Genomic DNA, 26,245 nt, shown 5'->3' on the forward strand with positions numbered 1-26,245 from the left:
AATTCAAATCCGACGGATCAAACGCGCTTCCAGCTCGTACCTTCCTTGAAGTCTTCAAGCAGGATACCACGCGCCAAAAGATCATTTCTGATCTGATCGGCGGTGGCAAAATCGCGGTTTTTCTTCGCTTCGGCACGCTGCTGGATCAGGCTGTCAATCTCGGCGGCCTCGTCCTCATCGGCAGAACCGGTGAACCAGGCTTCCGGATCATTTTCAAGAATACCCAGCAACGTTGCCGCCGCCAGAACACGGCCCTTGGCCTCGGCCTTGTCGTATTTCTTGGTCGCCTTGTTCAGTTCGGTCACCAGTTCATGGAATTCTGCAATCGCCAGCGGCGTATTAAGATCATCACACAGCGCATTCAGGACCGATTCCGGCACCGGGGTATTTTCCGGTTTGATGTCGGTGGTCTGGCGAAGGGCGGTATAGAACCGATCCAGCGCCTCTTTGGCCTGACGCAGGTTTTCTTCGGTCCAGTTGATCGGCTGGTGATAGTGGGTTCCCAGCATCGCAAGCCGGATCGCCTCGCCCGGCCAGCTTTCGAGCAATTCATGCACGGTGACAAAGTTGCCAAGCGACTTGGACATCTTTTCACCTTCGACCATTAGATGGCCGTTATGCATCCAGTATTTGGCGTAACTAGAACCCTTGTTCGCGCAGCAGCTTTGCGCGATTTCGTTTTCATGATGCGGGAAAACCAGATCCGATCCGCCGCCATGAATGTCGAAATTCTCGCCCAGATAGCGCGTCGACATGGCAGAGCATTCAATATGCCAACCCGGACGTCCGCGACCCCATGGGCTTTCCCAGCCTGGCGTCTCGTCATCGGACGGTTTCCACAGAACGAAGTCCGCCGGATCCTTTTTATAGGGGGCGACTTCAACCCGGGCACCGGCGATCATTTCCTTGCGGTCGCGACGCGACAGTTTGCCGTATTCTTCATACTGGTCGACCGAAAACAGCACGTGCCCTTCGGCGGCATAGGCAAAGTCCTGTTCGATCAGGCTTTCGCACATCGCGATCATTTCGGCGATATGTTCGGTCGCGCGCGGTTCGATATCGGGCTTGGCAGCATTAAGCGCGCCCATATCCTCCAGGTAGGCCTGATGGGTGCGTTTGGTGATTTCCGAAATCGGCTCGCCGCTTTGGCGGGCGCGTTCGTTGATCTTGTCATCAACGTCGGTCACGTTGCGCACATAGGTCACGTTTGAATAGATATGACGCAACACACGCACCAGCGTATCAAACACCACAACAGGCCGTGCATTGCCGACATGGGCATAGTCATAAACCGTCGGGCCGCAGACATAAAGCCGGACATGGTTGGCATCGATCGGCTCGAACACCTGCTTTTCGCGGCTTAAGGTGTCATAGATACGCAATGTGGTCTTGGTCATGTTTTCGGTCCATATGACTTGTGTTTTCGGATTTGCGGGATATTCCGGCGGTCAAAGCTGTTTGCCTTAGACCGCCTTTCCACAAAGCCGTTCACACGCCTTTTCACGTCCGATCAGAACCAGCATCGCCGACATTTCCGGGCCATGTTCACGCCCCGTCAGTGCCTTGCGAAGCGGCATGAAAAGCTCCTTGCCCTTGCGGCCGGTCGCATCCTTGATCGCACCGGTCCACGCTTTCCAGCTGGTCGCATCAAGGTCACCTTCGGGCAGCATATCTGCCGCCTGCTTTAAAAATTCCACATCGGCATCGTCGATCTGCGGGATGACCTGCTTGGTGATCACATCCCACCATTCAACTGCTTCTGCCACGCGCCAGCAATTGCAGCGCACCGCGTTCCAGAATTCTTCCGGCGCGTCGCCCAGACCAAGGGCGTCAAGCTTTGGCTTTGCCGTTTCAAACGACATGTCATGAATGACTTTTTCATTCAGGCTGGCAAGTTCCGCAGGATCGAATTTCGGGGTCGAACGGCCATAATGCGAAAGATCAAATTTGCCCAGCACCTCGGTCAGCGTCGCCGGTTCGATCTTGTCGGATGCACCAAGCCCGGTCAGAAGCCCGACAAGTGAGGCAACCTCGAACCCGTCATTGCGCAATTCGCGAAGCGAAAGACTGCCCAGACGTTTCGACAGCTGCGATCCACCCGGCCCCGCCAGAAGCGGCATATGGGCAAATTCAAGCGCGCCGGGCTTACCGCCCATCGCCATATAAAGCAGGATCTGCGACACCGTGTTGGTCACATGGTCTTCGCCGCGAATGATATGGGTAACACCCATTTCAAGATCATCGACGACCGACCCCAGCATATAAAGCAGCGATCCGTCTTCGCGGATCAGAACCGGGTCGGACACATGTTCGGTATCAAACGTGCAAATCCCGCGCGTCAGGTCATCCCATTCAACCACCCCATCGGTCAGAAGGAAGCGCCAGTGCGGCTTGCGGCCCTCGGCTTCAAGATGGGCAATTTCATCATCCGAAAGGGTCAATGCCTTGCGGTCATAGATAAACGGCTGGTGACGCTGGCGGGCGGCCTTGCGTTTCCAGTTAAGTTCGCCTTCGGTCTCGTAGCACGGATAAAGCATGTTGCGCGATTTCAGGTCATCAATCGCCGCGTCATATTTATCCTGACGCAGGCTTTGACGTTCTTCGCGGTCCCAGTCGATGCCAAGCCATTTCAGGTCTTCGCGGATTGCATCAACATATTCGTCTTTGGAACGGACCGGATCGGTATCGTCAAAGCGCAGGATGAACTCGCCACCATGCTTCCGGGCATAAAGCCAGTTCATCATGGCAATGCGGGCGTTACCGACGTGGAGAAGCCCGGTCGGGCTGGGCGCAAATCGCAGGACAGGTTTTGTCATTTCAAACTTTTTTCAGGTCACTAAATTCGTGAAACCGTTGGTAATCGGATAGCGGCGGTCGCGGCCAAAGGCACGCGGCGTGATCTTGACCCCGGGCGGCGCCTGTCGGCGTTTATATTCCGCCCGGTCAAGCAATCGCCAGACCCGGCGTACCGTAGCCTCGTCATGGCCGCTTTGCACAATCTCGGAAACAGACCGTTCGCCTTCAATCATCTGATGAAGGATATCATCAAGAACGTCATAAGGCGGCAGGCTATCTTCGTCTTTCTGATCCGGGCGCAATTCGGCCGATGGCGGCTTGGTAATGATCCGTTCCGGGATCACGACGCCATCCGGTCCAAGTGCGTCCACCGGATGATGGGCATTGCGCCAATGGCAAAGCGCAAACACCGTTGTTTTATAAAGATCTTTCAAAACCGAATAGCCACCGCACATGTCACCATACAGCGTGGCATAGCCAACGGACATTTCCGACTTGTTGCCCGTCGTCAGCACCATATCGCCGAACTTGTTTGAAAGCCCCATCAGGATGATCCCGCGCGAACGGGCCTGAATGTTTTCTTCGGTAATATCCGGGTCCCGGCCTTCGAATGCCGGGGCAAGCATCTGTTCGAATGCTTCCATGGCAGGCCCGATATTGATGCTTTCAATCCCGGTTTTCAGCATCCCGGCGCATTGTTCGGCATCCTCAAGGCTTTCGCGCGATGTATAGGGTGACGGCATCATCACCAGCCGCACCCGATCTGATCCCAGCGCATCAACGGCAATGGCGGCCGAAAGCGCGCTATCGATCCCGCCCGACATGCCGATCACAACACCGGGGAACCGGTTTTTGTTCACATAATCCCGAAGCCCCAGAACCAATGTCTGGTATATTGCATCAAGCCCGCTTGGATAATCGGCCTTTGGTGCATTTTCATCGCACCGCCAGCTACCATCTTCACCACGCAACCAGGTGCTGGTGGCGACATCCTCGGCAAAGCCCGGCAGGGCCACGGCCAATGATCCATCACCGTTAAGACCAAATGAACCGCCATCAAACACCAGTTCGTCCTGACCACCGACTTCGTTGCAGTAAATCATCGGAACGCCGGTTTCACGGACCCGATCCGCAATCAGATTACGGCGCAGATCGCCCTTGTCGGCCTCGAACGGTGATCCGTTCGGCACCAGGAAAATTTCCGCCCCACGATCTCGCAGATGGGCAACAACCTTTGGCGTCCAGACGTCCTCGCAGATCGGCACACCAAGTGTTACCCCCCGGAAGGACACGACGTCGGGCATCGGTCCGGCGCTGAACACGCGTTTTTCATCAAACACGCCATAATTCGGCAGGTCGTTTTTCGCCCGCACCGTTTCGATCTTGCCCTGATCAATCAGAAGAACCGCGTTAAAGCGTTCCCCGTCAATATCCCACGGTGTGGTCAGCAACAGGGCCGGACCGTTTTTTCGCGACCTGGTGCGTTCGCAAATATTATCGACCGCATGACGCAGATGGCGCATGAAGGCAGGCTTCATCACCAGATCCTCGGGCGGATAGCCCGACAGAACCAGTTCGGAATAAAGGACAATATCCGCGCCCTGATCGGCCGCAGTTTCCCAGGCAGCCACAACTTTCTCGGCATTCCCGGCAACGTCGCCGACAATGGGGTTAAGCTGGGCAATCGCGATGGCAAGCATATTTGTCATGATGTTGGAATAGGAGGCGTCCGGTTTGGTGTCAATTGCCGAATGCTCGATAGCAGCACTGCATCGGCAACAATGCCGTATTTTTGCACTGTCATCGCAACCTCATTCACCGTCACTTGATAATCGCTTGCAATACGTTCGCAAAGTGGCTTTATTGCGCCAGCCGAAAAATCGGCACCAAAAACAATAATTTGAGACGAGCAAACCAATGACGAAAAACCAAAACACGGCGGCAGAATTGCCGGTCGTGACAATATCCCATATTCCGGGCCGTGAAATCAGCGAAAATCTGGGCATCGTATTTGGCAGTTCGGTTCGCAGCCGAAGCTTCCTGTTTGATATTTTTGCCTTTTTCAAAAACCTGTTTGGCGGCGAAGTGCGTTCTTATACCCGTCTTCTAGAACAGGCCCAGACCGAGGCCCTCGAACGCCTGGTCAAACAGGCCGGTGTGATGGATGCCGATGCGGTTGTTGATGTGCATTTTTCCACATCGCAGGTCGCATACAAGGCGGCTGAAATCTTTGCCTATGGCACGGCTGTTCGCCTGAAATAATCCCCGGAGTCTTTTCCAATGCAGGAACTATTTGTTCCGGGGATCATGCTAATGATCCTGATCGGGATCGCCTTTGTGACAGGCCGTCTGGCTGAAGCCGCCCACGAACGCGCCCTGCGCCGTGACGAGCAACTTTTGCCAAATCAGCACCTGAGCACCGAGGACCATGCCCCCGAAGACATCGTTCTGCGTTATAGCAGAATGGTCACCGGCAAGGTTGTGATCGGCGAAGACCGGTTCCGCAATCTGCTTGCGCGTCTGCGCATTTTCGTTGGCGGCCGACTGGGGGCACACGAAGCCACCATCACGCGTGCCAAACGCGAAGCCATGCTGCGCATGCGGACCGACGCCAAGGGTGCATCCCACATTACCGGCATCCGCATGACCACCGCCCAGCTTGGCCGCGGCATGGTTGAAATGATGGTTTCGGGCACGGCCCTTTATACCGACAAACGCCCCAGCGGCGGCTTTCCGTCTGCCCTGCCTGATGATGGCATCAATATCAGCCATAAAAACCTGCTGGTTGAATTTACATCGGCAAGTGCGGCGTTTCTGTTTATCTGCTGGGGCATTTACGCTGCCAGCGGTTTTGCTGTCGAATGGGCAACCCGCCAGATTTCGATCAAGGATGAAATCGCCATCTGGTCCGAGCTTGAAGGCGACTACATCACCGAACGCCGCAGCGATGATCAACGCAGCCTGCCGGAACGCTATATCCTTGATCTGATCAACTCGATCCCGAAATCAGCCCTTGGCCCGGCTGCGGCCTATGATTTCGAAGTTGTCATTATCCCCGATGACACGCCAAATGCCGCCGCCCTGCCCGGTGGGCTGATCCTTGTGCATACCGGCATGCTTGAACTGGTCGATACCGAAAACGAACTATTATCCATCCTTGGTCATGAAATCGGCCATTATAATGGCCGTGATCATCTTGAAGGGCTAGGGCGGCAGGCGGTTGGCGTTGCCCTGTCGGCGATGATGTTCCAGGCCGATGCGGTTCTGACCACCTGGATCGCTGGTTGGCCGAAAATGCTGGCCGACCTGGATTATTCCCGATCCCAGGAACTTGATGCCGATAAATGGGGACTCGATATCGTCATGGCGAAATATGGCCATGCCACCGATGTCGCAACCACCTTTGCCAAGCTTGCAATGATGCAGGAGGATGAGAGCATGCTTGATTATCTCGGCACGCACCCTCATCCAATGGATCGCGTACGACGCCTTAATAAAATGGTCGCGGACCGCAATCTGCCGCTTGGTGAACCGATACCGCTACAGACAGCTTTCGAACGCTATGTCGATGCCCTCGAAGCGCAATCAGCAATCTACGACGAATACGAAGCTCCGGAAGGATCAGAATAATGCGTCTCTTTTTATCCCCGTTCCGCTTTCTTAGCGTCAGCGGCAAACCCAATATCGAATTCTGGTTCACCCAGTGCATCATTCTGGCATCAACGGTTCTTGGTGTGTATCTGGCAAGCTTTGCCGGCTTCCGGATTGCGGTTGATTTCGACCGTTATCAAAGTCTGTCGGATGTCAGCTATCTGGAAAAATCGCTTGAGGCCGAGTTTGTCGACAATATCGAGCGTGTAGAACAATGGATCGCGGAATATCCCGAAGCCCCGATGAAATGGCACGCCCGCGAACTGACGCCAGAAGCGACGCATCGCCTTGACGATATGGTCTGGTCGACGATGCGTTATTCACCGCGTACGTTCGAGGTCCATCCGGAAATCATTACCGGCGTGCGTCGTTTCTATACCGGTATAGAAGCCCAGATGACCAGTCTGTTCCAGCAACAGTCAGCCAACGGCTATTCCCGTCGCGCCATTGAAAACATGAAACAGCAGGTCGCGGCTGCACGCAACGATATCCTGCCAAAACTGCGTGGCGAAATCGAAACGCTTGATGCAGAACTGGCCGAGATGATGGATTGATCGACCGATCCGACAATGCGAAGGCCGGGAAGCATAAAACACCCGGCCTTTTTTATGCGGAATTTTTACAGCGCCAGTGCAGCGTCAATTTCATCCTGGCTCATGGTTTTGGCCGACCCATGGATGATCCCACTTGCGACATCCATGAAACGCTGCAGGGACAATGTCACCGTACTGGCAGTTTCGCGTAAAAGGTCTTCATTACCCTCGGCAATCAGCGCATCAAGCTGCTCGTTGGCGCGAAACACGATTGCGTTCATATGCTCGATGGTTTCCTCGAACGGGCGTCGGAAACGAGCCGGCACATGATCATAGGCCTCAATCGCCAATTCCTTGTCGGAAAAGGCACTGTCACGGAAATGGTCCTGATAGCTTTTCGGTGCCCATTCCTTGCAGTCCTCAATCATGTCGGGCATGTCCGGAACCATTTCCAGAAGCATCACGATTTCATTGAAATGGTTCAGGTAATCGGTCGCAAGCAGCGTGGTCGAGGAAATGTTGGTTCCCTCCACTTTTTTCTGCCATGCGGCGAAATCCGCCTCATCCACCATGTTTCGTGCGACCCCTTCCCCAAAATCCCCGCGATATCGTGCCGCGATTGTCTATACTTAAGGATGTTGTGCCAATCAGTGTAGAGGCAAAATGCATACTCACTGTCAGAATTCACGAAACATCCTCCAGCCACGCATCCCTTAAATAGAAAAAACCACGAACTCAACTCTCAAAAAGACATGCCACCTATAAAAAAGGCGTCCGGTTTCCCGAACGCCTTTTCGCATCAATTGTTCGATGTTCAATTATGCTGACGCTGCAAGCTGCTCCGCACGAACGCTGTCGCGTTCTTTTTTGATCATTTCGGCGATCAGGAAGGCAAGTTCAAGGGCCTGCCCGCCATTCAAACGCGGATCGCAATGGGTGTGGTAACGATCCGACAGGCTGTCGACCGTCACTTCACGTGCACCGCCAATGCATTCGGTCACATCCGTACCGGTCATTTCAAAATGAACGCCACCGGCATGGGTGCCTTCGGCCTTGTGCACATCAAAGAACGATTTGACTTCCGACAGGATCGCATCGAACGGACGGGTTTTATAACCGTTCGCCGCCTTGATCGTGTTGCCATGCATCGGATCGCAGGACCAGACAACCTTGCGGCCCTCTGCCTTGACCCGCTGCACCAGACGGGGCAGGTGATCTTCAACCTTGCCCGCTCCCATGCGCGCGATCAGAGTCAGACGACCGGCTTCGTTTTTCGGGTTCAACGCATCGATCAGACGGATCAGATCATCTTCTTCGGTGGTCGGTCCGCATTTCATGCCAATCGGGTTGTTCACACCACGCATGAATTCAACATGCGCCCCGTCAAGCTGACGGGTACGATCACCGATCCACAGCATATGCGCCGAACAGTCATACCAGTCACCGGTCAGGCTGTCCTGACGGGTCAGGGCCTGTTCGTAACCCAGCAAAAGCGCCTCGTGCGAGGTATAGAAATCCGTCTCGCGCATCTGCGGGGCGGTTTCGGCCGTGATGCCGCACGCCTGCATGAAGGCAACAGCTTCGTCAATCTGGGTTGTCATCTTGCGATATCGTTCGCCCGCGGGGCTGTTATCGACAAATGACAGGTTCCAACGGTGTATTTTGCTCAGGTCGGCAAACCCGCCCTGCGCGAAAGCACGCAAAAGGTTTAGCGTCGATGCCGACTGGTTATAGGCACGGATCTGGCGCTGCGGATCCGGAACACGGGCTTCGGATGTGAACTCGATGCCGTTGATATTGTCACCGCGATAGCTTGGCAGTTCGACGCCATCAATGGTTTCGGTATCCGCCGAGCGCGGCTTGGCAAACTGCCCCGCCATACGGCCAACCTTGACCACCGGGCATGCTGCGCCATAGGTCAGGACAACCGCCATCTGCAACATGACCTTAAAGGTGTCGCGAATGTTGTTCGGGTGAAATTCCTTAAAGCTCTCGGCACAGTCCCCGCCCTGCAGCAGGAATGCGTTGCCTTCGGCAACTTCACCAAGCTTTTCTTTCAATGCGCGCGCTTCGCCAGCAAATACCAAAGGAGGATAGCTGCCGAGCTCTTGCTCTACGGCCTTGACGGCCTGTGCATCCGGATATGTCGGCATCTGCTTCACAGGCAGTTTGCGCCAACTATCAATGCTCCAGCTCTTGCTCATTTGCTTCCTCTCAATCCGGCATGTCCATCATGCCGTTACTATACCATATAATCAGCGTCACAGCGGATTTCCGCCCGTATCGCCGGTGCTGTCAACCGGGCCAAACTTGATACGGGTTTTGCAACCGCATTTCCACCCCTTCCGTGCAATTCGCAAAGAAAAACCCGCAAATTTTTACCAATACCCACAAACAAAACGCAAAATTCCACCCCAATCCGCCATTCCAGATGGATTTGGGAGGATGCCCGTTCTCGTCGGGGCTCTGGAAATCTTGCGAATCCGGCTGTCCTTCATGCCATCAACGCCCTATCAGCACTTCCGGTTTTCGTATCTGTCCATCACAAACTTACCTCGCGTCCGTCGGCAAAAGGCCAGCAACTTTGGAAAGATAAAGGCCATGCCCGCAACCAACAGCAATAGTTTTGCCTTTCGCAAATCATTGATGGGTCCGCCTGGCCCGGCAATTCCAATACCGCGTCCGGTTTGGGGGCCATGGAAACCGACCGACAGCGTGGCCCCCTGCCAAAGTTCAGATAATCCGGTTCCGCCACCCCTGCCAACTTCCACATCCGAGATGCGGTTTGAGTGGCGGCTTGAAAAAGCCAGCAAGCAATACAAGCCCAGCCTGCCATCCATGGCACCGGGACCGTTTGATCCGCCGATCATGAATTGGCGCCTCTATGTCAGCCAGATTTTATAGGGATGTAACCCCATGTTTGTTCTTCTGGACACAAATGGAAATCTCTTACGCCCGACACCCGAAGCATCAACAGCTTACAATTCATACTGGTACCCGGGAACAGACGGCACGTCCGGCGACTTCGATTTTGGATCCGGATGCGAGGCATGGTTTACCTGCCCTGCCTGCCAACGCAAAGTTCCCAATGCCTTTGCACAGGCAGATCACAATTTTCCCGACAGCCTATTAAAAGACATGTTTACCGGTGCAAATCAAAACAGATACCAACAGATTAGTAATCTGGCTGCGCAGCACAATAATAACCCTATGGCTGGCAACGGCTCCTGGGGCAACACATTGGGGGAAACGACCATCAGTCTCCCCGATTTCAGTTTTGTTCAATATTACGTCCTCGGTTACGGGGAGACCGACAAGACATTCTACGAAACATGGCGCAATGACGATGAAGACGATCCAATAGAAATATTGACCGCCACACGCGTCAACGGGCAAACACAGTTCAGGTTCAATGTGCCTGCCTTCCAGAACCCGATCACCCATTCTCTGGTCGATGTGGCCTGCGCCGACCACGATAATCTTTGCATGATCTGTTTGGCCTGCAATCAGGCAAAATCCAATGCACTTTACCCGGCCCACGAGCCTTTTACTCAAGAAGTGCGTCAACTACCCGGCGCAAACATTCGGCAGGCAAACGCAATGCCAACCAATCAGGGCGTAACCTATACCGTTCCCCCGGAAGGAGACTGCAACAACGCTCCCTCACCTTATCAGAATGACGATGATGTCGATATGCAAGACGAGGATACTTAGTCCTCGTAACCGCCTTGTAGATTCCGGCGTTAACCCCGGAACATCCTGAAAACCAGTATTAATCGATAAACTTATCAACTATTAGACAAGGGTATTCCAAGCAGGATCAACGGAACCCCTATGACAATAGAAACGGCAGTGATCATTGCCTGCGCCTATTTCATTGCCGCTTTTGTCAAAGGGGCAACCGGGCTTGGCTTTTCAACATCCGCCCTGCCGGTTCTCGCGCTTGGTATCGGATTAAAGGCCGCGATGCCGCTGGTGATCATTCCATCACTGGTCAGCAATACCATCGTTATGGTGCAGGCCGGGCATTTTCACGAAACCGTCAAGCGGTTCTGGCCGATGTTTGTTGCCACCGTGCCAGGGCTTGTCGTCGGGCTTGTGGTGCTTGATCTGGTCAACAGCCTGATGGCGGGGGCGGTTCTTGGCGTTGTTTTGATGGTTTACGGCGCATTGACGTTATGGCGGCCGGGGCGGCCGGTACCGGAAAAACTGCAAAAACCATTGGCCCCGGTGATGGGGTTCGCAACGGGGCTTGTCAATGGCATTACCGGATCACAGGTCATGCCGGTTCTGCCTTTCCTTCTGGCCCTTCGTCTGGACCCGAAACGTTTCATACAGGCGATCAATATTTCCTTCAGCCTGTCGAGCATCGTGATGGCCATTGGCCTGTCAAAACTTGGCCTGATGACGCTTGAAACTGTCTGGGTATCTCTTGCCGGGTTAATACCGGTTTATCTGGGCACCAAGCTTGGCGGCATTGTCAGATCACGCATGGATGCGGAAAGTTTCCGCAAGCTGGTCCTGATCATGCTGGTGATTTTCGGGATGATATTGATCGGTAAATTCGCACTGTTTCACCCTTAACGCTTGAGCACGCTGGTGCAATGCGCCTGCCTTTGCTATCCAGTCGTGATGAAAACCATCGCCCGCGCCGCATTTGCCGAAACTGAAGAAAAGAAATCGCGCTTCCTGGCCGAGCTGGTCCCTTATGACCATCTTGCGGCACGACTGGCGGAATTGCGCGCGGCCCATCCCAAGGCCAATCATCATGTCACCGCCTATCGATACCTGAATGACGAAGACCAGTTGATCGAACATGGCAAGGATGATGGCGAACCATCGGGCACATCTGGCGTGCCGTGCCTGAAGGTGCTTCAGGGGCGCGACCTGATCAATGTTGCGGTGATCGTCACGCGCTATTTCGGCGGGGTGAAGCTTGGCACCGGCGGATTGGTGCGCGCTTATAGCGGGGCGGCAAATGCGGTTTGCAGCGTCGCTGATTTCATCGATTATGTCCCAAAGGGAGAGGCCGAACTGTTTGCCGGATTTTCCGACGCCGGAACGCTCGAACAGGCCTGCGCACAGGATGGGATCACGGTTCTGGACCGGCAATTTGATAGCATGGGCACGCATATCCGGATTTCAGGACCAAAGGATCTGGTTGCCGAACTGGCCGGACGTTTCCCGATCCATCGAGATTAGAACAGGATATCAGCCCCGCCGCGCGGTGCTTTGGCGTTCCTGTAACTGGAAACCAAGATCGACAACCGGCTTTTCCGGCTCCTGCCCCTCCAGCCGCAAACGGATCATATCAACCGCCGTTTTGCCGATCCCGTAGCGGTTTGTCCGGATACTGGTCAATGACGGACAGGCCGCTGCCATCATTTCAAGATCGTTGAAACCGATAATGCCAAGGTCTTCGGGCACACGCAGCCCGGCATGCTGGCAGCCAAACAGAACGCCCAGCGCCATATCATCGTTGTTGCAAAAAACCGCTTCAATATCCGGGCGCTTTGCACGCAACGTTGCGATCAGTTCTGCGCCCAGTGATGTGCTTGATGACCGGGTTGTTGTCATGAACAGCTCCGAATCATATCGGCCTGCTGATCGAAGTGCTTCGGCAAAGCCTTCCATGCGGCGGCGTGATCGCGGGTCCATGCGTGCACCGATGAAACCGATATTGCGATATCCGCGCTGCAACAGGTGATATCCGGCCGCGCGCCCGCCTTCGAAATGCGAGAATCCGACCATCATATCAATTGGATCGGGATCGACTTCCATGACCTGCACCACCGGACAATCGGCACTTTCCAGCAAGGCCCGCGCCGCCGGGGTCTGATCCCCACCCGCAACAATCAGGGCAGCCGGACGCTGCCCAAGGAAAATGCGGATCAGGCGTTCTTCTTCTGCCGCGACATAGCGCGAATTGCCAAGCTGCACCTGAAGCGGCCCCTGTTCCAGCTCGTCATAAATCGCGCGCAGCGTATCGGCAAACACGTTATTGGTCAGCGACGGCACGATCACGCCAACAATGTTGGACCGCGATGATGCCAGCGCACTGGCATGGGAATGGCGAACATAATCAAGCTTGCGAACGGCGGCATCAATGCGTTCGCGCAACGGGGCGGATACCTTGGCCGGATCACGCAAGGCCCGTGAAACGGTGATCGTACTGACCCCGGCCTTATCAGCCACATCAGCGATGGTCGGCCGCCCGGCCCCTCTGCGTTTTCTCATGTCTTCCTTCTCATGCCCTGTTCCTCATATCCGCGATCCCGGAGTTGCACAATATCTGTTGACTCGATGTTAGCGCTATCATTATGTTAGCGCTAACAAAGCAAGGCGGGCAAGGCCCGCTCAAGAAAAGACGAAATAAAAGTGGCGGGAGGATTAGCCATCAAAGCCGAATTTGTCATCGTGATGGGTGTCAGCGGATCAGGCAAGACCGCGGTCGCAAAGGGCCTTGCCAGCATCATGAATGGTGTGTGGCTTGACGCGGACGATTATCATCCCCCGCAAAATGTCGAAAACATGCGCAATGGCATCCCGCTTGATGACGAGATGCGCTGGCCGTGGCTGGCATCACTTGGGGCGGCTGCCAAAGAAGTCGCGCATGGAATTGAGTCAAACTATGTATCGCCGAAAATCTTTATCGCCTGTTCGGCACTGAAACGGCGCTATCGCGATTTCCTGCGCGATCACATGGCACCCGTAACTTTTGTTTTTCTGGACGGTTCGCGCGAAGTGATCCGGTCCCGGCTGGATCGCCGGGTCGGCCATTTCATGCCGCCCGGATTGCTTGACAGTCAGTTGGCCGATCTCGAACCGCTGGGGCCGGACGAGATCAGCGTGACTGTTTCCATCGACGCCCCGATTGAAGCCGTGGTTTCGACCGCTGCTGCCCGTCTTGCGGCCGGCGAAATCGACAGTCCATCTACCAAAACGCATAACACCGCCGGAAAACCGGTAACCCAGGGAGAAGACAGATGACCCTATCGTTCAAGACACTCGCCGGAACCGCACTTGCCGCCAGCCTGATGATGGCATCACCGCTGATCGCAAATGCACAGGAATTCACCCTTAAAGTCCAGTCAAGCGATGCGGCTGGCGTGCCGAACTTTGTACTGGAGCAGGAATGGGCCGAGCGTGTCGGCAAAATGTCGGGCGGACGCATTGCGATTGAAATGCTGCCGGTCAACTCGGTTGTTGAACATGCCGAAACCCAGGACGCAATTGCTGCTGGCATCATTGACGGCCACATCACCGATACGAGCTATTTCACCGGTAAAGACCCGGCATTCGGCCTGATCGCCAATCCGGTAGGTGCATGGTCGGCACCGTCCGAAATGCTGCGTTTCGTTGAATATGGTGGCGGCAAGGAACTGATGAATGAACTGCTGCAACCCTATGGCCTGCATTTCATCGGGGCGGTGACACCGGGCCTTGAGGCATTCGTTTCGTCAAAACCGCTTGATGGCGTTGCTGATCTCAAGGGGCTGAAAATGCGCGCACCAGAAGGTATGGTGCAGGAAGTCTTTGCCGCGGCCGGTGCGTCGCCTGTGAACATTCCGCAGTCCGAAGTTTTCACATCCCTTGATAAAAAGGTGATTGATGCTGCGGATGCGACCGTGTTCTCGACCAACCAGGCAATGGGTCTGCATGACGTCGCCAAACATCCGGTCTATCCGGGCTTCCATTCCATGCCGATGCTTGAAGTTTCGGTCAACAAGGCGAAATGGGATTCCATGCCCGAAGACCTCCAGACCATTCTGGAAGTTTCGGTCCGTGATCTTGCGCGCGACATGGACGCACAGTTGGCCATGAAAGACATGGAAGCCGTTGCCAAGGCCCGTGCCGAAGGTGGGGTTACCATCCACAACTGGTCGGCCGAGGAACGCAACAAATTCCGTAAAATCGCAACCAGCCAGTGGGAAAAAGTCGCGGCACGTTCGGAAAATGCCCAGAAGGTTTATGATACACTCGTCAAATACCTGACCGAACAGGGCATGATCTGAGCCTGCCTTGATACATCCGTTTCCGGCGGTGCCCGCAAAGGCCCGCCGGAACGACCCGGTACAATCCGGCCAAGCCCGATAGAAGAGACGCTATCGGGTGATGCGGTCCTCCCCGTTGCCGGATTGTATTCTTTGTCGTGACAAGGAATGCTGAAAATGGCCCCGAGCGCAGAAAAAATGGCGCATAGCGAAATTCCCCCTGCCCTGGAACCGGATGGCGCATTACCCCCCGTACCAGAGGTTTCCGGCATTTTTGGCCGGGTTGTCGACAAGATCAGCACGGTTTTCGCGCTGGGTTTCCTGTTGGCGATGGGTATCCTGATTTTCGAGATTTTCATGCGTCACGTTTTTAACAGCCCGACCCTTTGGGCGCATGAAACCACAACGTTTTTATCGGCCATCGGCTTTGTTTTTGCCGGGCTTTACTGTGCATCGCGCGACAAACATATCCGGGTTGTCATCATCTATGACATTGCCGGGCCAAAATTGCGTCGGGCACTTGATATAGGCATATCAATCGTCTGTGCCATTTCGTCGGGCTTTTTCGCCTGGGCGGGGTGGTTGATGGTGCAGCGTGCCACCTTCAAACCCGATGGCAGCATCCATCTGGAAACCACCGGCAGCGCCTTTAACGCGCCTTATCCGGGATTACTGAAAATCTTCATGCTGTTGGTTCTGATCGCGTTAACGATCCAGTTTGTCGTTCTGGCGATCAATTATGTCCGCGCCAAACCTGATGATGTGCGCGCAAATTCCGGGGCGGCAAAACACAATGACTGACCCGAACTCCTGCCCAAACTCGCCCATGCACAGCATGAAGACCGTTATATCCGGCGCAACAGGATAAATCCCGATGTTTGATTTGCAGTCCCTTGGCATTGAATATGGCACGCTTGCGATGTTCGTGCTGCTGCTTGGTTTTTTGATGACCGGCATGCCGCTGGCATTTGTGACCCTGCTGATTGCCCTGCTGTTTACCCTTGGCTGGTTCGGACCGATGGCGGTACCGCTGATCACAAGCAGGGTCTATTCGTTTGTGTCATCCTTTGTCTTTGTCTCGGTCCCGATGTTCGTGATGATGGCAGCAATCCTTGATCGATCCGGCATTGCCAAGGACCTGTTCGAAGCCATGCGCCTGTTTGGTGGCCGGCTTAAGGGCGGGGTTGCGGTCCAGACGATTTTTGTCGCCGTCATTCTGGCCGCCATGAGCGGCATCATCGGGGGCGAGATCGTGTTGCTGGGCCTTCTGGCACTGCCACAGATGCTCCGTCAGGGATATGACAAGAACCTGGCCATCGGGGTTGTCTGTGCTGGCGGGTCGCTGGGCACGATGGTGCCACCATCCATCGTTCTGATCATCTATGGCCTGACGGCGAATGTGTCGATCGGCGATCTGTTTACCGCGTCCTTCCTGCCGGGCTTCATGCTGGCGGGGTTCTATGTCGCCTATGTGCTGTTTCGAAGCTACACGGGGGATAATATTGCTCCGCCGCCGCGCACCGAAAAAATCCCGAACGAAGAAAAAATCCGCTTGCTCAAGGGGCTGATCCTGCCGTTCCTGGTCGTGATCTGTGTTTTGGGGTCGATCTATGGCGGAATTGCGTCGGTCACGGAAGCCTCGGCCGTCGGTGTTGCCGGGGTGGTCGCATCGACCATCGTTCGGCGCGAATTTTCGCTTTCCATGCTCAAGGCCGCATCGCTTCAGACACTGTCGACATGCGGCATGATCGTCTGGATCGGGATTGGCGCATCGGCACTGGTCGGAGTATTCAACCTTATGGGCGGGATCAAGTTTGTATCCGTCCTGATTACCGGCATTTCCGATGACCCGATGATCATCATCCTGTTCATGATGCTGATCCTGTTCGTGCTGGGCATGTTCCTTGACTGGGTCGGGATCGCCCTTCTGACCATGCCGATCTTTGTTCCGATCATCAAACAGCTTGGCTTTGATCCAGTATGGTTCGGGGTGCTGTTTGCGATGAACATGCAGGTCAGCTTCCTGTCCCCGCCGTTTGGCCCTGCCGCGTTTTACCTGAAATCCGTGGCACCACCGGACATAACGCTTGGCACGATCTTCAAGGCACTGGTGCCATTCATCTGCCTGCAGGTGCTGGCCGTGGCCATTCTGATCATCTTCCCGGGGATTACAGGGCGATAGGATCATCCGGACTGATAGAAACCCAAAATGACAAAGGGGAAGCCATAACGGCTTCCCCTTTGCGTTCGCACCACCCCATCCTCGAGGGAGAGCTGTGGGAGACCAAATTCCCGCCAGAACGGGAATGACAGGGTGGCGCGGGTGCAAGGGTTGTGAACGGCCAGTCAGCCGTTACGATAAAGGTAACTATAGGCATTGATCGCCGGCACACCGCCAAGATGGGCGTACAGGACTTTGGACCCCTTGGGGAAATAGCCCTTTTTGACCAGATCAATCATGCCCTGCATCGATTTGCCTTCGTAAACCGGGTCGGTCATCATGCCTTCCAGACGACCACACAGGCGAATTGCCTCGTTGGTTTCATCGGACGGCACGCCATAAGCCGGATAGGCATAATCTTCGATCAGGGTGATGTCGCGATCCGAAATACCGCCTTCAAGTTCGACCAGATCGGCGGTTTTCTGCGCAATCGCCAGAACCTGCGCGCGGGTCTGTTCGAGGGTACCCGACGCATCAATGCCAACCACCTTATCCGCACGGCCATCGGCGGCAAAACCGACAGCCATCCCGGCATGGGTGGAACCGGTCACGGTGCAGACCACGATATAATCGAATTTAAAGCCAAGCTCAGCTTCCTGGGCGCGGACTTCCTCGGCAAAGCCGACAAAACCAAGACCGCCATATTTATGCACCGATGCCCCGGCCGGGATCGGGTAAGGCACCCCGCCCTTGGCCTTCACATCCTCAAGGGCGGCTTCCCAGCTTTCACGGATGCCGATATCAAAGCCCTCGTCGACCAACTCGATCTCCGCCCCCATGACGCGGCTCATCAGGATGTTGCCGACCCGGTCATAAACCGCATCGTTAAACGGCACCCAGCTCTCCTGCACCAGACGGCATTTCATGCCGATCTTGGCGGCGATGGCCGCAACCTGCCTTGTGTGGTTGGATTGCACACCGCCGATGGTGACAAGGGTATCGGCCCCGGATTTGATTGCATCGGGGATGATATATTCCATCTTGCGGACCTTGTTGCCGCCAAAGGCCAGCCCGGAATTGCAATCCTCGCGCTTGGCATAAAGTTCGACATCGCCGCCAAGATGGGCGGAAAGACGCGGCAGAGCCTCAATCGGGGTCGGGCCAAAGGTCAGTTTGTATTTTTCAAATTTATCCAGGCGCATCGCGCACTCCCTGATTTGCAGAACGACATGGGAAACGAACCTCATGAAGGGGAAATGCTACCGCCAACCGCGTGAAAGGTGTTCTCGAACTTCGTGCCAATTTTTCACACGAAGCTTTCATCACATATCAAAATGTGCCTAGAATTTCGAAAATTTACAGAATTCCGGAAGGTCCTTTCATGACGCAGCCTGCCAATCCCGCAAATACCACCCCGATAGACCGCATCGATCAAAAGATTCTGCGCCTGCTGCAAACTGACGGACGAATGGGCAATGCCGATATTGCCAAACGGGTCAATGTCAGCCCGGCCACCTGCCACCGCCGGATGCAACGCCTGTTCGAAGAAGGATATATCACCTCCATCCGCGCCCAGATCGCCCCGGACAAGGTGGATCGCGCGGCACTGGTGATGGTTGGCGTGGTACTGGACCGCTCAACCCCTGACAGCTTCGCCGCGTTCGAAACCGCGTGCCGGAAACTTCCGTTCATCCTTGATTGCCATCTGGTGGCGGGGGATTTCGATTACTTTCTGAAAATCCGGGTCCGCGACATGGCCGATTTCAATCACCTGCATGGCGATCAGCTGATTGCGCTTCCCGGTGTCCGGCAAACGCGAACGTTTTTTGTGATGAAAGAGGTCGTCGACAATGCACCGCTGGCGTTTTGACCAAGAACAAGATCAACAGAGTTAGCGGTCGGACGGCAACGCTGTACGAATGGTGATGCGGCGATGGTTCGCTGCTCCCTGACGATCAAGCACGGTGATATCGTAAAAACCCGGTGCATCGGGCATCCAGTTTACGCTGCGTTTCCAAGGGTCGGAAACAAGCGGCACGCCATTGATGATCCAGATCAGAGGGCGCAGGCCGTTGCGGGCACGCAGCGGCACGCCGCGCTGCTGAATATCGCCGAGCAGGAAAACCGCATCCTCGGCAGGGGAAATGATATCAAGGCCGTTGGCAGCCTGTTTTGTTGTGCCCTTCTGTTGACGCGAAAAGTCCTTAAGAAGGTCGGGCGGCGGGGCTTTCCAAAGGTTAAAGGCCGCTTTCCTGGCCGGTGGCAAAGGCGGACGAGGGAGTTTTTCAAACACGGAAAACAAAATGGGGGCGGCAGCTCCAAGGCCGGTTTGGCCCGGTATCGGTTGCCCGGATGCCTTCCCCACCCAAACGCCAACGGTATAATCCCCCGCATAGCCAAATGCCCAAGCGTCGCGATAGCCATATGAGGTACCGGTTTTAAAGGCAATCGGTGGGGTATTGGTATTGTCCGACGATTGCCAACGATATCCCGCAGGACGCGGCGTATTTTGCAAAATACCCGTGATCCAGTTTTGAGTTCGAACTGAAAACATATCGCTGTCGGACAGGCACGGAACGGGCGCCCGATCACGCAGATATTGCAACGGACAGTTTTTACGATCCGCAGCCAGTGCCCGATAAAACCCGATCAGGTCTTCAAGGCGCACGCCAACCCCGCCAAGCGCCATGGCAAGATTGGGACTTTGCGCTTCACCGGGCAACCGCATTTCAAGGCCATTTCGGCGCAAGCTTTGCGCAAACCGGATCGGGCCATATCGTTCAAGCACCTTGACGGCCGGGATGTTGAGGCTAAATCGCAGCGCGTCGGCAATGCTGATCTGCCCATATTCGCCGTGATCGAAGTTGGTCGGGTGGTAACTGCCATCGGCAATTTCCCGATCCCAGATCATGGTCTGGGGATGGGTCTGGTGATCATCAAATGACAGGGCGTAGATGAACGGCTTTAACGTTGATCCGGGGGAACGGATGGCGCGCGTCATATCGACGAACCCGTGACTGACCCGATCCAGATAATCGCGAGCCCCCAGATGGGCACGGACCTTTGACGTGCTGTTTTCAACAACCATAATGGCCACAGAACGTTCGGGGACCGGATCCCCACCGTGAAATTCAACAAGCTTTTGGAGGTCAGCCTGAAGGGCCGGATCAATCGTCGTGACGATACGGGTCTGATCGCGATTGGCTGCGACCAACCGTTCGGCAAGATGCGGGGCAAGCATCGGCAACGGATATTGCGCAACGGGCAAAGGTTCCGCCAAAGCTTCGATATAATCAGCCCGGGAAATGGCATTCGTTAAATATAGCCGATCCAGCACCTTGTCACGGGCAGCACGCGCCGTTTCGGGAAAACGATCCGGGCGCAGACGGCCGGGCGATTGCGGCAGCACGGTAAGCAAGGCCGCCTCGGCAATTGTCAGGCGATCGGGTTCTTTGCGGAAATAGACATGGGTGGCACTTCGAATACCTTCGACACGCCCGCCAAACGGAGCCAGCGTGACATACATATCAAGGATTTCCGTTTTGGAATAATGGGCTTCGAGTTGGATGGCGCGCAGCATTTCGACGATTTTCGATAGGATCGTGCGATCACGCGGCTCCAGAAGGCGGGCAACCTGCATCGTAAGTGTTGATCCGCCCGACACGACATGCCCTGCCCGCACCCATTGCCCGACGGCGCGGATAAGGGCCAGCGGATCAACGCCAAAGTGACTGTCAAAACGGCGGTCCTCATAGGATTTCAGAAACCGGATATATTTCGGATCAATTTCCGCAATCCGCGTTTCCAGCCGCAGCAATCCATCGGCGGTGCCAAAAACCCGCAACGGGCGGCCATTTTCACCTTCAACCACGGTTGAAAGATCATCCAACCGGGCAAGATTGGGCGGGAAAACCCGATCAAGCCCCCACAGACACGCCATCGCCAGCAGAAAACTGCCGACAATGACAGAAGCGCGTCCGGGTTTGGGCCATGTCAATGTCACGGCGGGTGTCTTTCGCGGTTAGTTGATCGGTTTGACCACAAGCGAGGACACCGCACCACGGGCGAAGAAGGCCGGTTTGTACATATCTTCGATATAAGGTGCCGGAAGGATATAGGTCCCCGGTGTCACCGCACGAACAACGTAAGACAGACGGAAATCAGCTTTCTCGTAACGCCCGTAGCCGCCACTGCCAATATTGATCGAGGCAACGAACCGGTCATCACGTTCAGCGCGGAAATCGGTCCAGGAGACGTCATCGGGGCCAAGAGAAAGCTTGCCATCCAGTTCAGGGAAATGCGCGTTGCTTTCAATTTCAAACCCGGCAGGCAGCAAATCCACCACCAAGGCACGGTGCGACAGTTTGGCCGTACTTTTCCCCGACAGAACCACAATCAACCGGTCACCGGTTTTGACATTTTCCAAAGAGGCCGGTTTGCCATCAAGATCAAAATATTGGCGCTTGATCGACAGGTTATGGGCCTCTGGTGCCAGTGGGCTGGCCGGAATGCCGGTAACGGACCAGCGGGCAAAAACCGTATGATCCCCGATATTTTCCACCTTGTATCCCGGTGTCACAAGTTCGGGCGGCAATGTCAGGCGATAACTTCGCGCCGGTTCCATGTCTCGTCCGTTCAGACGCAGGGAAACCAGCTGGCTGGCATCTTTGGTAATGCTGGTCGCCGCCTGCAACAGCCAGCCTTTTTCCTGGGTACTTGTATAGCGTTCCTGATCGGATTGTTCGGTGACAGCCCGCAAAAGTGCCAGGCGTTCCGTTTCGCTGGCAAAGATTTCCTTTGGCAGGGTCAGGATTGCCGACAGATCGCGCAAGGACGAGCCGAAGCTGTGATAATAGCGCCCGGTCGAGCCAAGATTTTGAAGGATGTCATCCATTGAAACCGGATCGGCGTCCGCGCCAACCGTCACCATGGCGGCATTCACCTGAGCGCGTGCCAGCGACCCGATGCCGGTATTGAGCAGTTCTTCTGCTTCGTATTTCAGGTTCGACACGGAATACCGATCATTGCGCGCCAGCACCAGCACCATATAGGCGCGTGCTTCGGGCGGGTATTGTTCATAGCGCACAACGTCCTGCATCCAATCCAGCGCATCATCAAAACGGTCATCCAGCACGGTATATCCGCGCGCACGCGCGGCCGTCAGGAAATCGGTGGCGTACGCAGTCAGCCACGGTTCGGGATCATTATGGCGATCCCAGAAACCGAAACTGCCATCGCCGCGCTGCTTGGCAAGAATGCGCACGATGCCGTCACGGATTTTGTCGTCCAGACCGGCCGCATCGAAACGGACGTCATTCCAGCGTGACTGGGCATCCCCAAACGACAGCAACGGAAACGCCCGGCTGGTGGTTTGCTCCAGACAACCATAGGGATAGCGATCAAGTGCCGTGATCAGGTCCTGAACCCTGATTTCGGGAACCGAGGACAGGGTCAGGTTCATATTGACCGTTTCAGGCAAATACTGACCGAGGATGTCGGCATTGAAATCAAGGACATCACCCGCGGTCAATTCCGCCTGTGCGGTGTGGTTTTCCCAAGGCTGGGCAGGACGGACTTCCATATCCCACTGGCGCTGCTGGCGGTAGCCATCCGGCCCGGAAACATCAAGTGTCAGCGTCCCGACACCGGTCTTTCGCGCGGTAATGTCAAATGCAGTTTCAATTTGCTGGCCCTGTGCCAAAACACCGTTCCAGTCGGGCTGGGCGATGGCAAATTCATCACTGGACGACAAACGGGCGTGATAATCGCCAGCCGGACCGCTTAGATTTTGCAGACGCAGAGCCACATTGGAGACATCCCCCGGTGCCTGAAAACGGGCGGGTAAAAGTTCGGCGACAATCGGGGCACGTACCAGCATATTTGCCGCCCCACCACCGGTGGCTGTTTTGCTATAGGCCACGGCAAAGAAACGCAGTTTTCCGTTAAAATCAGGCAGATCAAACTGTGCGGTCGCCACACCGTTTTCATCGGGTTTCAAGGTATCACTGGCCAGTGCCACCGATTTGAATACGCGGGCACGCAATGACCCCAGATTCCCAGAATCCGTTTCATCCCCCCCGGACCGGATCGTTCCGGCATCCCCGGATTGCGGGGCGATCAGATGACCATAAAGATCATAATAGCCAAGTTGCAGATATTGCTGTGCCAGCAGATCAAGATCAGGGCGCGGTGTCCTGAAACCGGTAAGACGCAGGATGCCTTCATCAACGGCAAAGACATTGACGCGCAGGTCTTCATCACCAACCACCTCGCCCGAAACCGTGACCGGCACCGAAAGATGACTGGATGGCAGGACTTCGTCGGGCAGGTCAAAATCGACTTTCAATCTGTGGCTTTCACTGTCAAACGAAATCCATTTGGCCCCGACGGCACGGAACGGACCGTGCTGATCGGTATCAAGCCCCGCACGATAGGCCGTAGCAAGAACATAGGCGCCGCTGCCCCATTCCGCGCGGACAGGGATACTGAATTCCGTGCCATCCGCCGAAAGATCAAATTCCTGACGCCACAGAATGTTTTTGTGGGCAACCGTTACCTGAAGTCTGCCTTCGAACGGTGCTTTGACAAAGCCATTGATCGTATCCCCCGGTTTGACGTCGTCGGCCTCAACCGTCAGGGCAAGCTGATCGGGGCGGTCGGGGGATTGCCCGTTCGACCACCAGCCGACATGGAAGGTATGATCGGCCGCACTGCCGGTCTGGGTATCGCGAATGACCGCGCGATAATATCCCCAGTCATCAAATCCGCGATCGAACGAAACAACGCCATCCGGGCCGGTCGTGACGATTTCCCGATCAATGGGAATGTCGTATTTTTCGTAACTCGATTGCCAGCGACCATCCTGATAGAACCAGTTGTAATCGCGTTCCTCGCGGACCCATTCGATCTGCAATTCATGATTGGCGATTGGATCACCCGTGGCATTCAGAGCGATTGCATCAAATGTCGCGGCTTGCCCATAAGACAGGGTATCGCCATCAAAGCGGGCTCTTACACCAACAAAGGTGTCGCTATTGCGCAGCGGCAGATTGACGGTCGCCCGGCTGGGACGGCCATCGATATCGGCAACCTCGATGTTTAGCCGGACGCGCAGCGGCGAGGAAACATCAACCTCGTCAAAGGCTGGAACCTTCAGTTCGGCGTAACCGCTGTCATCGCTTTTAACAGGGTCGAAAGCATTGCGGATTTGCGCCGTTTCCGATGCCAAGCCAAAATAATAATCGCCATAGGTCTCAAACGGTTTGTGATCAACCTGAAGCAAGGCATCCCCGCTGACCCGAAGGCCGCTTCCCGGGGCCCCAAACAGATAATCGGTTTGAACATCAACCGGCATCGATGCACCAAAGGCCATATAGGGGGCCGATACATGCGCGCTGACTTCAAGACGTTCGGGAACGAATTCCTCGACCTGAATTTCAAGATTGCCGATGGCATCGGCCTTTGGATCGCTATAGGCAGCAATCCGCCATTTCCCGGTCGCGGCAGCGCCTGAAATGGGGATATCAACACGCCCGCCGCCCAAATCATCCGGGGACTGAACGGTTTTGAAAACTTCCTTGCCATCGGGTTGATACAAAACAATGGTCAGGGGGATTTGGGCGCGCGCATTGGCCTTGTCGTCACGCAGCAAATAACCAAGCTTCACCGTCTCGCCCGGTCGATAGATACCACGTTCCGAGTACAGATAGGTTTGCAGCGGTTTGGGCGGCGCCTTGCCCGCGACACCATGGTCCGACAACTCCAGTGCTGGCTGGGTCAGCGAAATAAACGAAAAATCACCGTCTCTGGTTTCTGCGGTCAGATAAACCGCCTGTTTGCCGCCGGTGCCGTTTAACAATGCCCCCGAAAGGTCCGCCCAGCCATCCGCCCTGGTGACGGCTTCACCGAGTATTTCATTATTGCGGGCGACAAGCCGCACCGTCGCCCGCCCGACCGGTTCGGCCGTTTTAAGCGACCGGACCTGAAGCGACAGACCATTTTCGCCGCTATAGGCCGAAAGACCAAGATCGGTGATCACCAACCATTGGGTCGGCTGATTGGCCCAGCTTTCATCCTGATCCGGATCGCTTGCGACCAGAACATAGAGCCCCGGCTTGAAGTCCGAAACCATATCGCGCAGGGGAATCTGGGTGACGACGTCCTGATCCGGACGATTGCGAATATCAAGCGTTCCAGACCAGATTTCCGCCCCGATATCATTGCCGATCTGGCGCATGTCCCAATTATCAAGTTCACGCGCCAGAAGATTGCGGGTCAGCGTCGTAACGATGTTTCGTTCCACAACGCGATAGAATTTAAGCGCCACACGATCATGATTGACCGTTGTAACCGGCAAGACCGGCGTATCACTTTTTGGCAGGATATAGCTGTTTGTACCCAGTGAAATCGTGGCACGGCGCGTCCCGACCTTCACATCGTGGCTGAGATCCTCTGCCAGGGTAAAATCGTGGGGGCCTCTGAGGCCCTTGCGCAGGGTAACATTGGTGATTTGCGAATGCGGAAGGCCAAACAGACACAGCGCGCCGTTGGAAATGCGCGCCGAATAGTCCCGTTTTGGCGACAATTCGATATAGGCACGCAATTCAAGATCCTGATCGGCACGCAATTCGTGATCAAACACAAAGCAGGTTTCGCTCACCGCTTTGTCCGATGCCACCGACACATTCTGAAGAACAATATCCCCGCGCAGCATTCCGGCAAGAACCGCAATCCGGGCATCATATTGCCCCGCAAGGCAGTCATGGATTTTTGCGGTTTCCGATGCGTCAAAACTGCAGGCGCGGTTGCGTTCCCAAAGCCAGCCCACCTGATCGCTTTCGATGCTGTTTTGCTGATCCGGGTCTGACATGGACATTACCGACTGGTAACGTCGCGCCATTTCAAGGTCACGTTTTGCCAGATCTTCGTTCTGGCAGATCGCATGTTCAACAAGCGTTGATGCGCGTTCGCACGGGAAACTTGCGGCATAGATCACGGGCGTCTGTGACGGCCCCTTTTCCTGAGCAAGAGCCGGTAAAGCCGGCAAGGTAACCATCAAGAAAAAAAGGCCTGTCAGCCATTTCACGCAACGCATCCGAACCTCTGTATTT

The 26,245-nt window shown here is 55.3% G+C and carries 21 protein-coding genes; 12 read left to right on the forward strand and 9 right to left on the reverse strand.

Annotated features, from left to right (window positions below; genetic code table 11):
- Nucleotides 1-17 precede the first annotated feature (17 nt).
- The 3 genes from cysS to BC440_RS00835 form a co-directional block, all read right to left on the reverse strand.
- Nucleotides 18-1,397, reverse strand: coding sequence for a cysteine--tRNA ligase (gene cysS / locus BC440_RS00825; protein WP_071239401.1), 1,380 nt, complete (start codon nucleotides 1,395-1,397; stop codon nucleotides 18-20).
- A gap of 66 nt (nucleotides 1,398-1,463) precedes the next feature.
- Nucleotides 1,464-2,816, reverse strand: a complete 1,353-nt coding sequence (locus tag BC440_RS00830; protein ID WP_071239402.1) for a glutamate--tRNA ligase — start codon at nucleotides 2,814-2,816, stop codon at nucleotides 1,464-1,466.
- Between the two features lie 12 nt (nucleotides 2,817-2,828).
- Entirely contained in the window at nucleotides 2,829-4,505 is a 1,677-nt protein-coding gene (locus tag BC440_RS00835; RefSeq protein ID WP_071239403.1) for an NAD+ synthase, read from the reverse strand.
- Nucleotides 4,506-4,713: 208 nt separating this feature from the next.
- Between BC440_RS00835 and BC440_RS00840 the strand changes: the two genes are divergently transcribed.
- Genes BC440_RS00840 through BC440_RS00850 form a run of 3 tightly spaced genes read left to right on the forward strand, consistent with a single transcriptional unit; the run spans nucleotide 4,714 to nucleotide 7,001 of the window.
- On the forward strand, nucleotides 4,714-5,058 hold the full coding sequence (locus BC440_RS00840; RefSeq protein ID WP_007091283.1) for a YbjQ family protein: 345 nt from the start codon (nucleotides 4,714-4,716) through the stop codon (nucleotides 5,056-5,058).
- An 18-nt stretch (nucleotides 5,059-5,076) separates the two neighbouring features.
- The gene (locus BC440_RS00845; protein ID WP_007091282.1) at nucleotides 5,077-6,426 is read left to right on the forward strand and encodes a M48 family metalloprotease; all 1,350 of its coding nucleotides are present in this window, start codon (nucleotides 5,077-5,079) and stop codon (nucleotides 6,424-6,426) included.
- Nucleotides 6,426-7,001 (forward strand): hypothetical protein, encoded by a 576-nt coding sequence (locus BC440_RS00850; RefSeq protein ID WP_007091281.1) that lies wholly within the window; start codon nucleotides 6,426-6,428, stop codon nucleotides 6,999-7,001. The genes BC440_RS00845 and BC440_RS00850 overlap by 1 nt, the downstream gene beginning before the upstream one ends.
- Before the next feature lie 65 nt (nucleotides 7,002-7,066).
- Here BC440_RS00850 and BC440_RS00855 read toward each other — a convergent pair whose 3' ends face one another.
- Nucleotides 7,067-7,552 carry a hypothetical protein gene (locus BC440_RS00855; protein ID WP_007091280.1) on the reverse strand — a complete coding sequence of 162 codons (486 nt, stop codon included), beginning with the start codon at nucleotides 7,550-7,552 and terminating at the stop codon, nucleotides 7,067-7,069.
- A gap of 246 nt (nucleotides 7,553-7,798) precedes the next feature.
- On the reverse strand, nucleotides 7,799-9,184 hold the full coding sequence (locus BC440_RS00860; RefSeq protein WP_007091279.1) for a 3-deoxy-7-phosphoheptulonate synthase class II: 1,386 nt from the start codon (nucleotides 9,182-9,184) through the stop codon (nucleotides 7,799-7,801).
- A 118-nt stretch (nucleotides 9,185-9,302) separates the two neighbouring features.
- Here BC440_RS00860 and BC440_RS22525 point away from each other — a divergent pair, with 118 nt between their 5' ends.
- The 4 genes from BC440_RS22525 (at nucleotide 9,303) to BC440_RS00880 (ending at nucleotide 12,182) form a co-directional block, all read left to right on the forward strand.
- Entirely contained in the window at nucleotides 9,303-9,884 is a 582-nt protein-coding gene (locus BC440_RS22525; protein ID WP_139192060.1) for a hypothetical protein, read from the forward strand.
- A 12-nt stretch (nucleotides 9,885-9,896) separates the two neighbouring features.
- On the forward strand, nucleotides 9,897-10,694 hold the full coding sequence (locus BC440_RS00870) for a hypothetical protein (RefSeq protein ID WP_071239404.1): 798 nt from the start codon (nucleotides 9,897-9,899) through the stop codon (nucleotides 10,692-10,694).
- 120 nt (nucleotides 10,695-10,814) lie between these two features.
- Nucleotides 10,815-11,564 carry a sulfite exporter TauE/SafE family protein gene (locus tag BC440_RS00875; RefSeq protein ID WP_071239405.1) on the forward strand — a complete coding sequence of 250 codons (750 nt, stop codon included), beginning with the start codon at nucleotides 10,815-10,817 and terminating at the stop codon, nucleotides 11,562-11,564.
- Nucleotides 11,565-11,612: 48 nt separating this feature from the next.
- Nucleotides 11,613-12,182, forward strand: a complete 570-nt coding sequence (locus BC440_RS00880; RefSeq protein ID WP_037989452.1) for a YigZ family protein — start codon at nucleotides 11,613-11,615, stop codon at nucleotides 12,180-12,182.
- A gap of 9 nt (nucleotides 12,183-12,191) precedes the next feature.
- Here BC440_RS00880 and BC440_RS00885 read toward each other — a convergent pair whose 3' ends face one another.
- Nucleotides 12,192-13,217, reverse strand: a complete 1,026-nt coding sequence (locus tag BC440_RS00885; RefSeq protein ID WP_071239406.1) for a LacI family DNA-binding transcriptional regulator — start codon at nucleotides 13,215-13,217, stop codon at nucleotides 12,192-12,194.
- Between the two features lie 141 nt (nucleotides 13,218-13,358).
- On the opposite strand from BC440_RS00885, the gene BC440_RS00890 reads away from it, so the two are divergent.
- The 4 genes from BC440_RS00890 to BC440_RS00905 all read left to right on the forward strand — a co-directional run bounded on the left by BC440_RS00890 (nucleotide 13,359) and on the right by BC440_RS00905 (nucleotide 17,156).
- Entirely contained in the window at nucleotides 13,359-13,970 is a 612-nt protein-coding gene (locus BC440_RS00890; RefSeq protein WP_071239407.1) for a gluconokinase, read from the forward strand.
- Nucleotides 13,967-14,995, forward strand: coding sequence for a TRAP transporter substrate-binding protein (locus BC440_RS00895; RefSeq protein ID WP_007091272.1), 1,029 nt, complete (start codon nucleotides 13,967-13,969; stop codon nucleotides 14,993-14,995). Before BC440_RS00890 ends, BC440_RS00895 begins: the two co-directional genes overlap by 4 nt.
- A gap of 156 nt (nucleotides 14,996-15,151) precedes the next feature.
- Nucleotides 15,152-15,775, forward strand: a complete 624-nt coding sequence (locus BC440_RS00900; protein WP_175484450.1) for a TRAP transporter small permease subunit — start codon at nucleotides 15,152-15,154, stop codon at nucleotides 15,773-15,775.
- A gap of 73 nt (nucleotides 15,776-15,848) precedes the next feature.
- Nucleotides 15,849-17,156 carry a TRAP transporter large permease subunit gene (locus BC440_RS00905; protein WP_007091270.1) on the forward strand — a complete coding sequence of 436 codons (1,308 nt, stop codon included), beginning with the start codon at nucleotides 15,849-15,851 and terminating at the stop codon, nucleotides 17,154-17,156.
- A gap of 164 nt (nucleotides 17,157-17,320) precedes the next feature.
- Here the strand turns inward: BC440_RS00905 and BC440_RS00910 are convergent, their stop codons facing one another.
- Nucleotides 17,321-18,337, reverse strand: a complete 1,017-nt coding sequence (locus BC440_RS00910; protein ID WP_037991707.1) for a 1-aminocyclopropane-1-carboxylate deaminase — start codon at nucleotides 18,335-18,337, stop codon at nucleotides 17,321-17,323.
- 179 nt (nucleotides 18,338-18,516) lie between these two features.
- Between BC440_RS00910 and BC440_RS00915 the strand changes: the two genes are divergently transcribed.
- Complete coding sequence (locus BC440_RS00915) at nucleotides 18,517-19,005, forward strand: Lrp/AsnC ligand binding domain-containing protein (RefSeq protein ID WP_071239408.1); 489 nt, start codon at nucleotides 18,517-18,519, stop codon at nucleotides 19,003-19,005.
- A gap of 21 nt (nucleotides 19,006-19,026) precedes the next feature.
- On the opposite strand, the gene pbpC is transcribed toward BC440_RS00915, so the two are convergent.
- Both pbpC and BC440_RS00925 read right to left on the reverse strand, forming a co-directional pair.
- Nucleotides 19,027-21,138 (reverse strand): penicillin-binding protein 1C, encoded by a 2,112-nt coding sequence (gene pbpC / locus BC440_RS00920; RefSeq protein WP_083379281.1) that lies wholly within the window; start codon nucleotides 21,136-21,138, stop codon nucleotides 19,027-19,029.
- A gap of 18 nt (nucleotides 21,139-21,156) precedes the next feature.
- Complete coding sequence (locus BC440_RS00925) at nucleotides 21,157-26,190, reverse strand: MG2 domain-containing protein (protein WP_175484451.1); 5,034 nt, start codon at nucleotides 26,188-26,190, stop codon at nucleotides 21,157-21,159.
- Between the last annotated feature and the right edge of the window lie 55 nt (nucleotides 26,191-26,245).

Source organism: Thalassospira sp. MIT1004, from assembly GCF_001858545.1.
GTDB lineage: Bacteria > Pseudomonadota > Alphaproteobacteria > Rhodospirillales > Thalassospiraceae > Thalassospira > Thalassospira xiamenensis.

Excerpts from the sequence above, each read along its gene's own strand:
- BC440_RS00855 (WP_007091280.1), bottom strand. The coding sequence starts at position 7,552 with ATGGTGGATGAGGCGGATTTCGCCGCATGGCAGAAAAAAGTGGAGGGA.
- BC440_RS00875 (WP_071239405.1), top strand. The coding sequence starts at position 10,815 with ATGACAATAGAAACGGCAGTGATCATTGCCTGCGCCTATTTCATTGCC.
- BC440_RS00860 (WP_007091279.1), bottom strand. The coding sequence starts at position 9,184 with ATGAGCAAGAGCTGGAGCATTGATAGTTGGCGCAAACTGCCTGTGAAG.
- BC440_RS00835 (WP_071239403.1), bottom strand. The coding sequence starts at position 4,505 with ATGACAAATATGCTTGCCATCGCGATTGCCCAGCTTAACCCCATTGTC.
- BC440_RS00895 (WP_007091272.1), top strand. The coding sequence starts at position 13,967 with ATGACCCTATCGTTCAAGACACTCGCCGGAACCGCACTTGCCGCCAGC.
- BC440_RS00845 (WP_007091282.1), top strand. The coding sequence starts at position 5,077 with ATGCAGGAACTATTTGTTCCGGGGATCATGCTAATGATCCTGATCGGG.
- BC440_RS00910 (WP_037991707.1), bottom strand. The coding sequence starts at position 18,337 with ATGCGCCTGGATAAATTTGAAAAATACAAACTGACCTTTGGCCCGACC.
- BC440_RS00830 (WP_071239402.1), bottom strand. The coding sequence starts at position 2,816 with ATGACAAAACCTGTCCTGCGATTTGCGCCCAGCCCGACCGGGCTTCTC.
- BC440_RS00925 (WP_175484451.1), bottom strand. The coding sequence starts at position 26,190 with ATGGTTACCTTGCCGGCTTTACCGGCTCTTGCTCAGGAAAAGGGGCCG.
- BC440_RS00850 (WP_007091281.1), top strand. The coding sequence starts at position 6,426 with ATGCGTCTCTTTTTATCCCCGTTCCGCTTTCTTAGCGTCAGCGGCAAA.
- BC440_RS00880 (WP_037989452.1), top strand. The coding sequence starts at position 11,613 with ATGAAAACCATCGCCCGCGCCGCATTTGCCGAAACTGAAGAAAAGAAA.
- BC440_RS00905 (WP_007091270.1), top strand. The coding sequence starts at position 15,849 with ATGTTTGATTTGCAGTCCCTTGGCATTGAATATGGCACGCTTGCGATG.
- BC440_RS00915 (WP_071239408.1), top strand. The coding sequence starts at position 18,517 with ATGACGCAGCCTGCCAATCCCGCAAATACCACCCCGATAGACCGCATC.
- BC440_RS00840 (WP_007091283.1), top strand. The coding sequence starts at position 4,714 with ATGACGAAAAACCAAAACACGGCGGCAGAATTGCCGGTCGTGACAATA.
- BC440_RS00885 (WP_071239406.1), bottom strand. The coding sequence starts at position 13,217 with ATGAGAAAACGCAGAGGGGCCGGGCGGCCGACCATCGCTGATGTGGCT.
- BC440_RS00870 (WP_071239404.1), top strand. The coding sequence starts at position 9,897 with ATGTTTGTTCTTCTGGACACAAATGGAAATCTCTTACGCCCGACACCC.
- cysS (WP_071239401.1), bottom strand. The coding sequence starts at position 1,397 with ATGACCAAGACCACATTGCGTATCTATGACACCTTAAGCCGCGAAAAG.
- BC440_RS00900 (WP_175484450.1), top strand. The coding sequence starts at position 15,152 with ATGGCCCCGAGCGCAGAAAAAATGGCGCATAGCGAAATTCCCCCTGCC.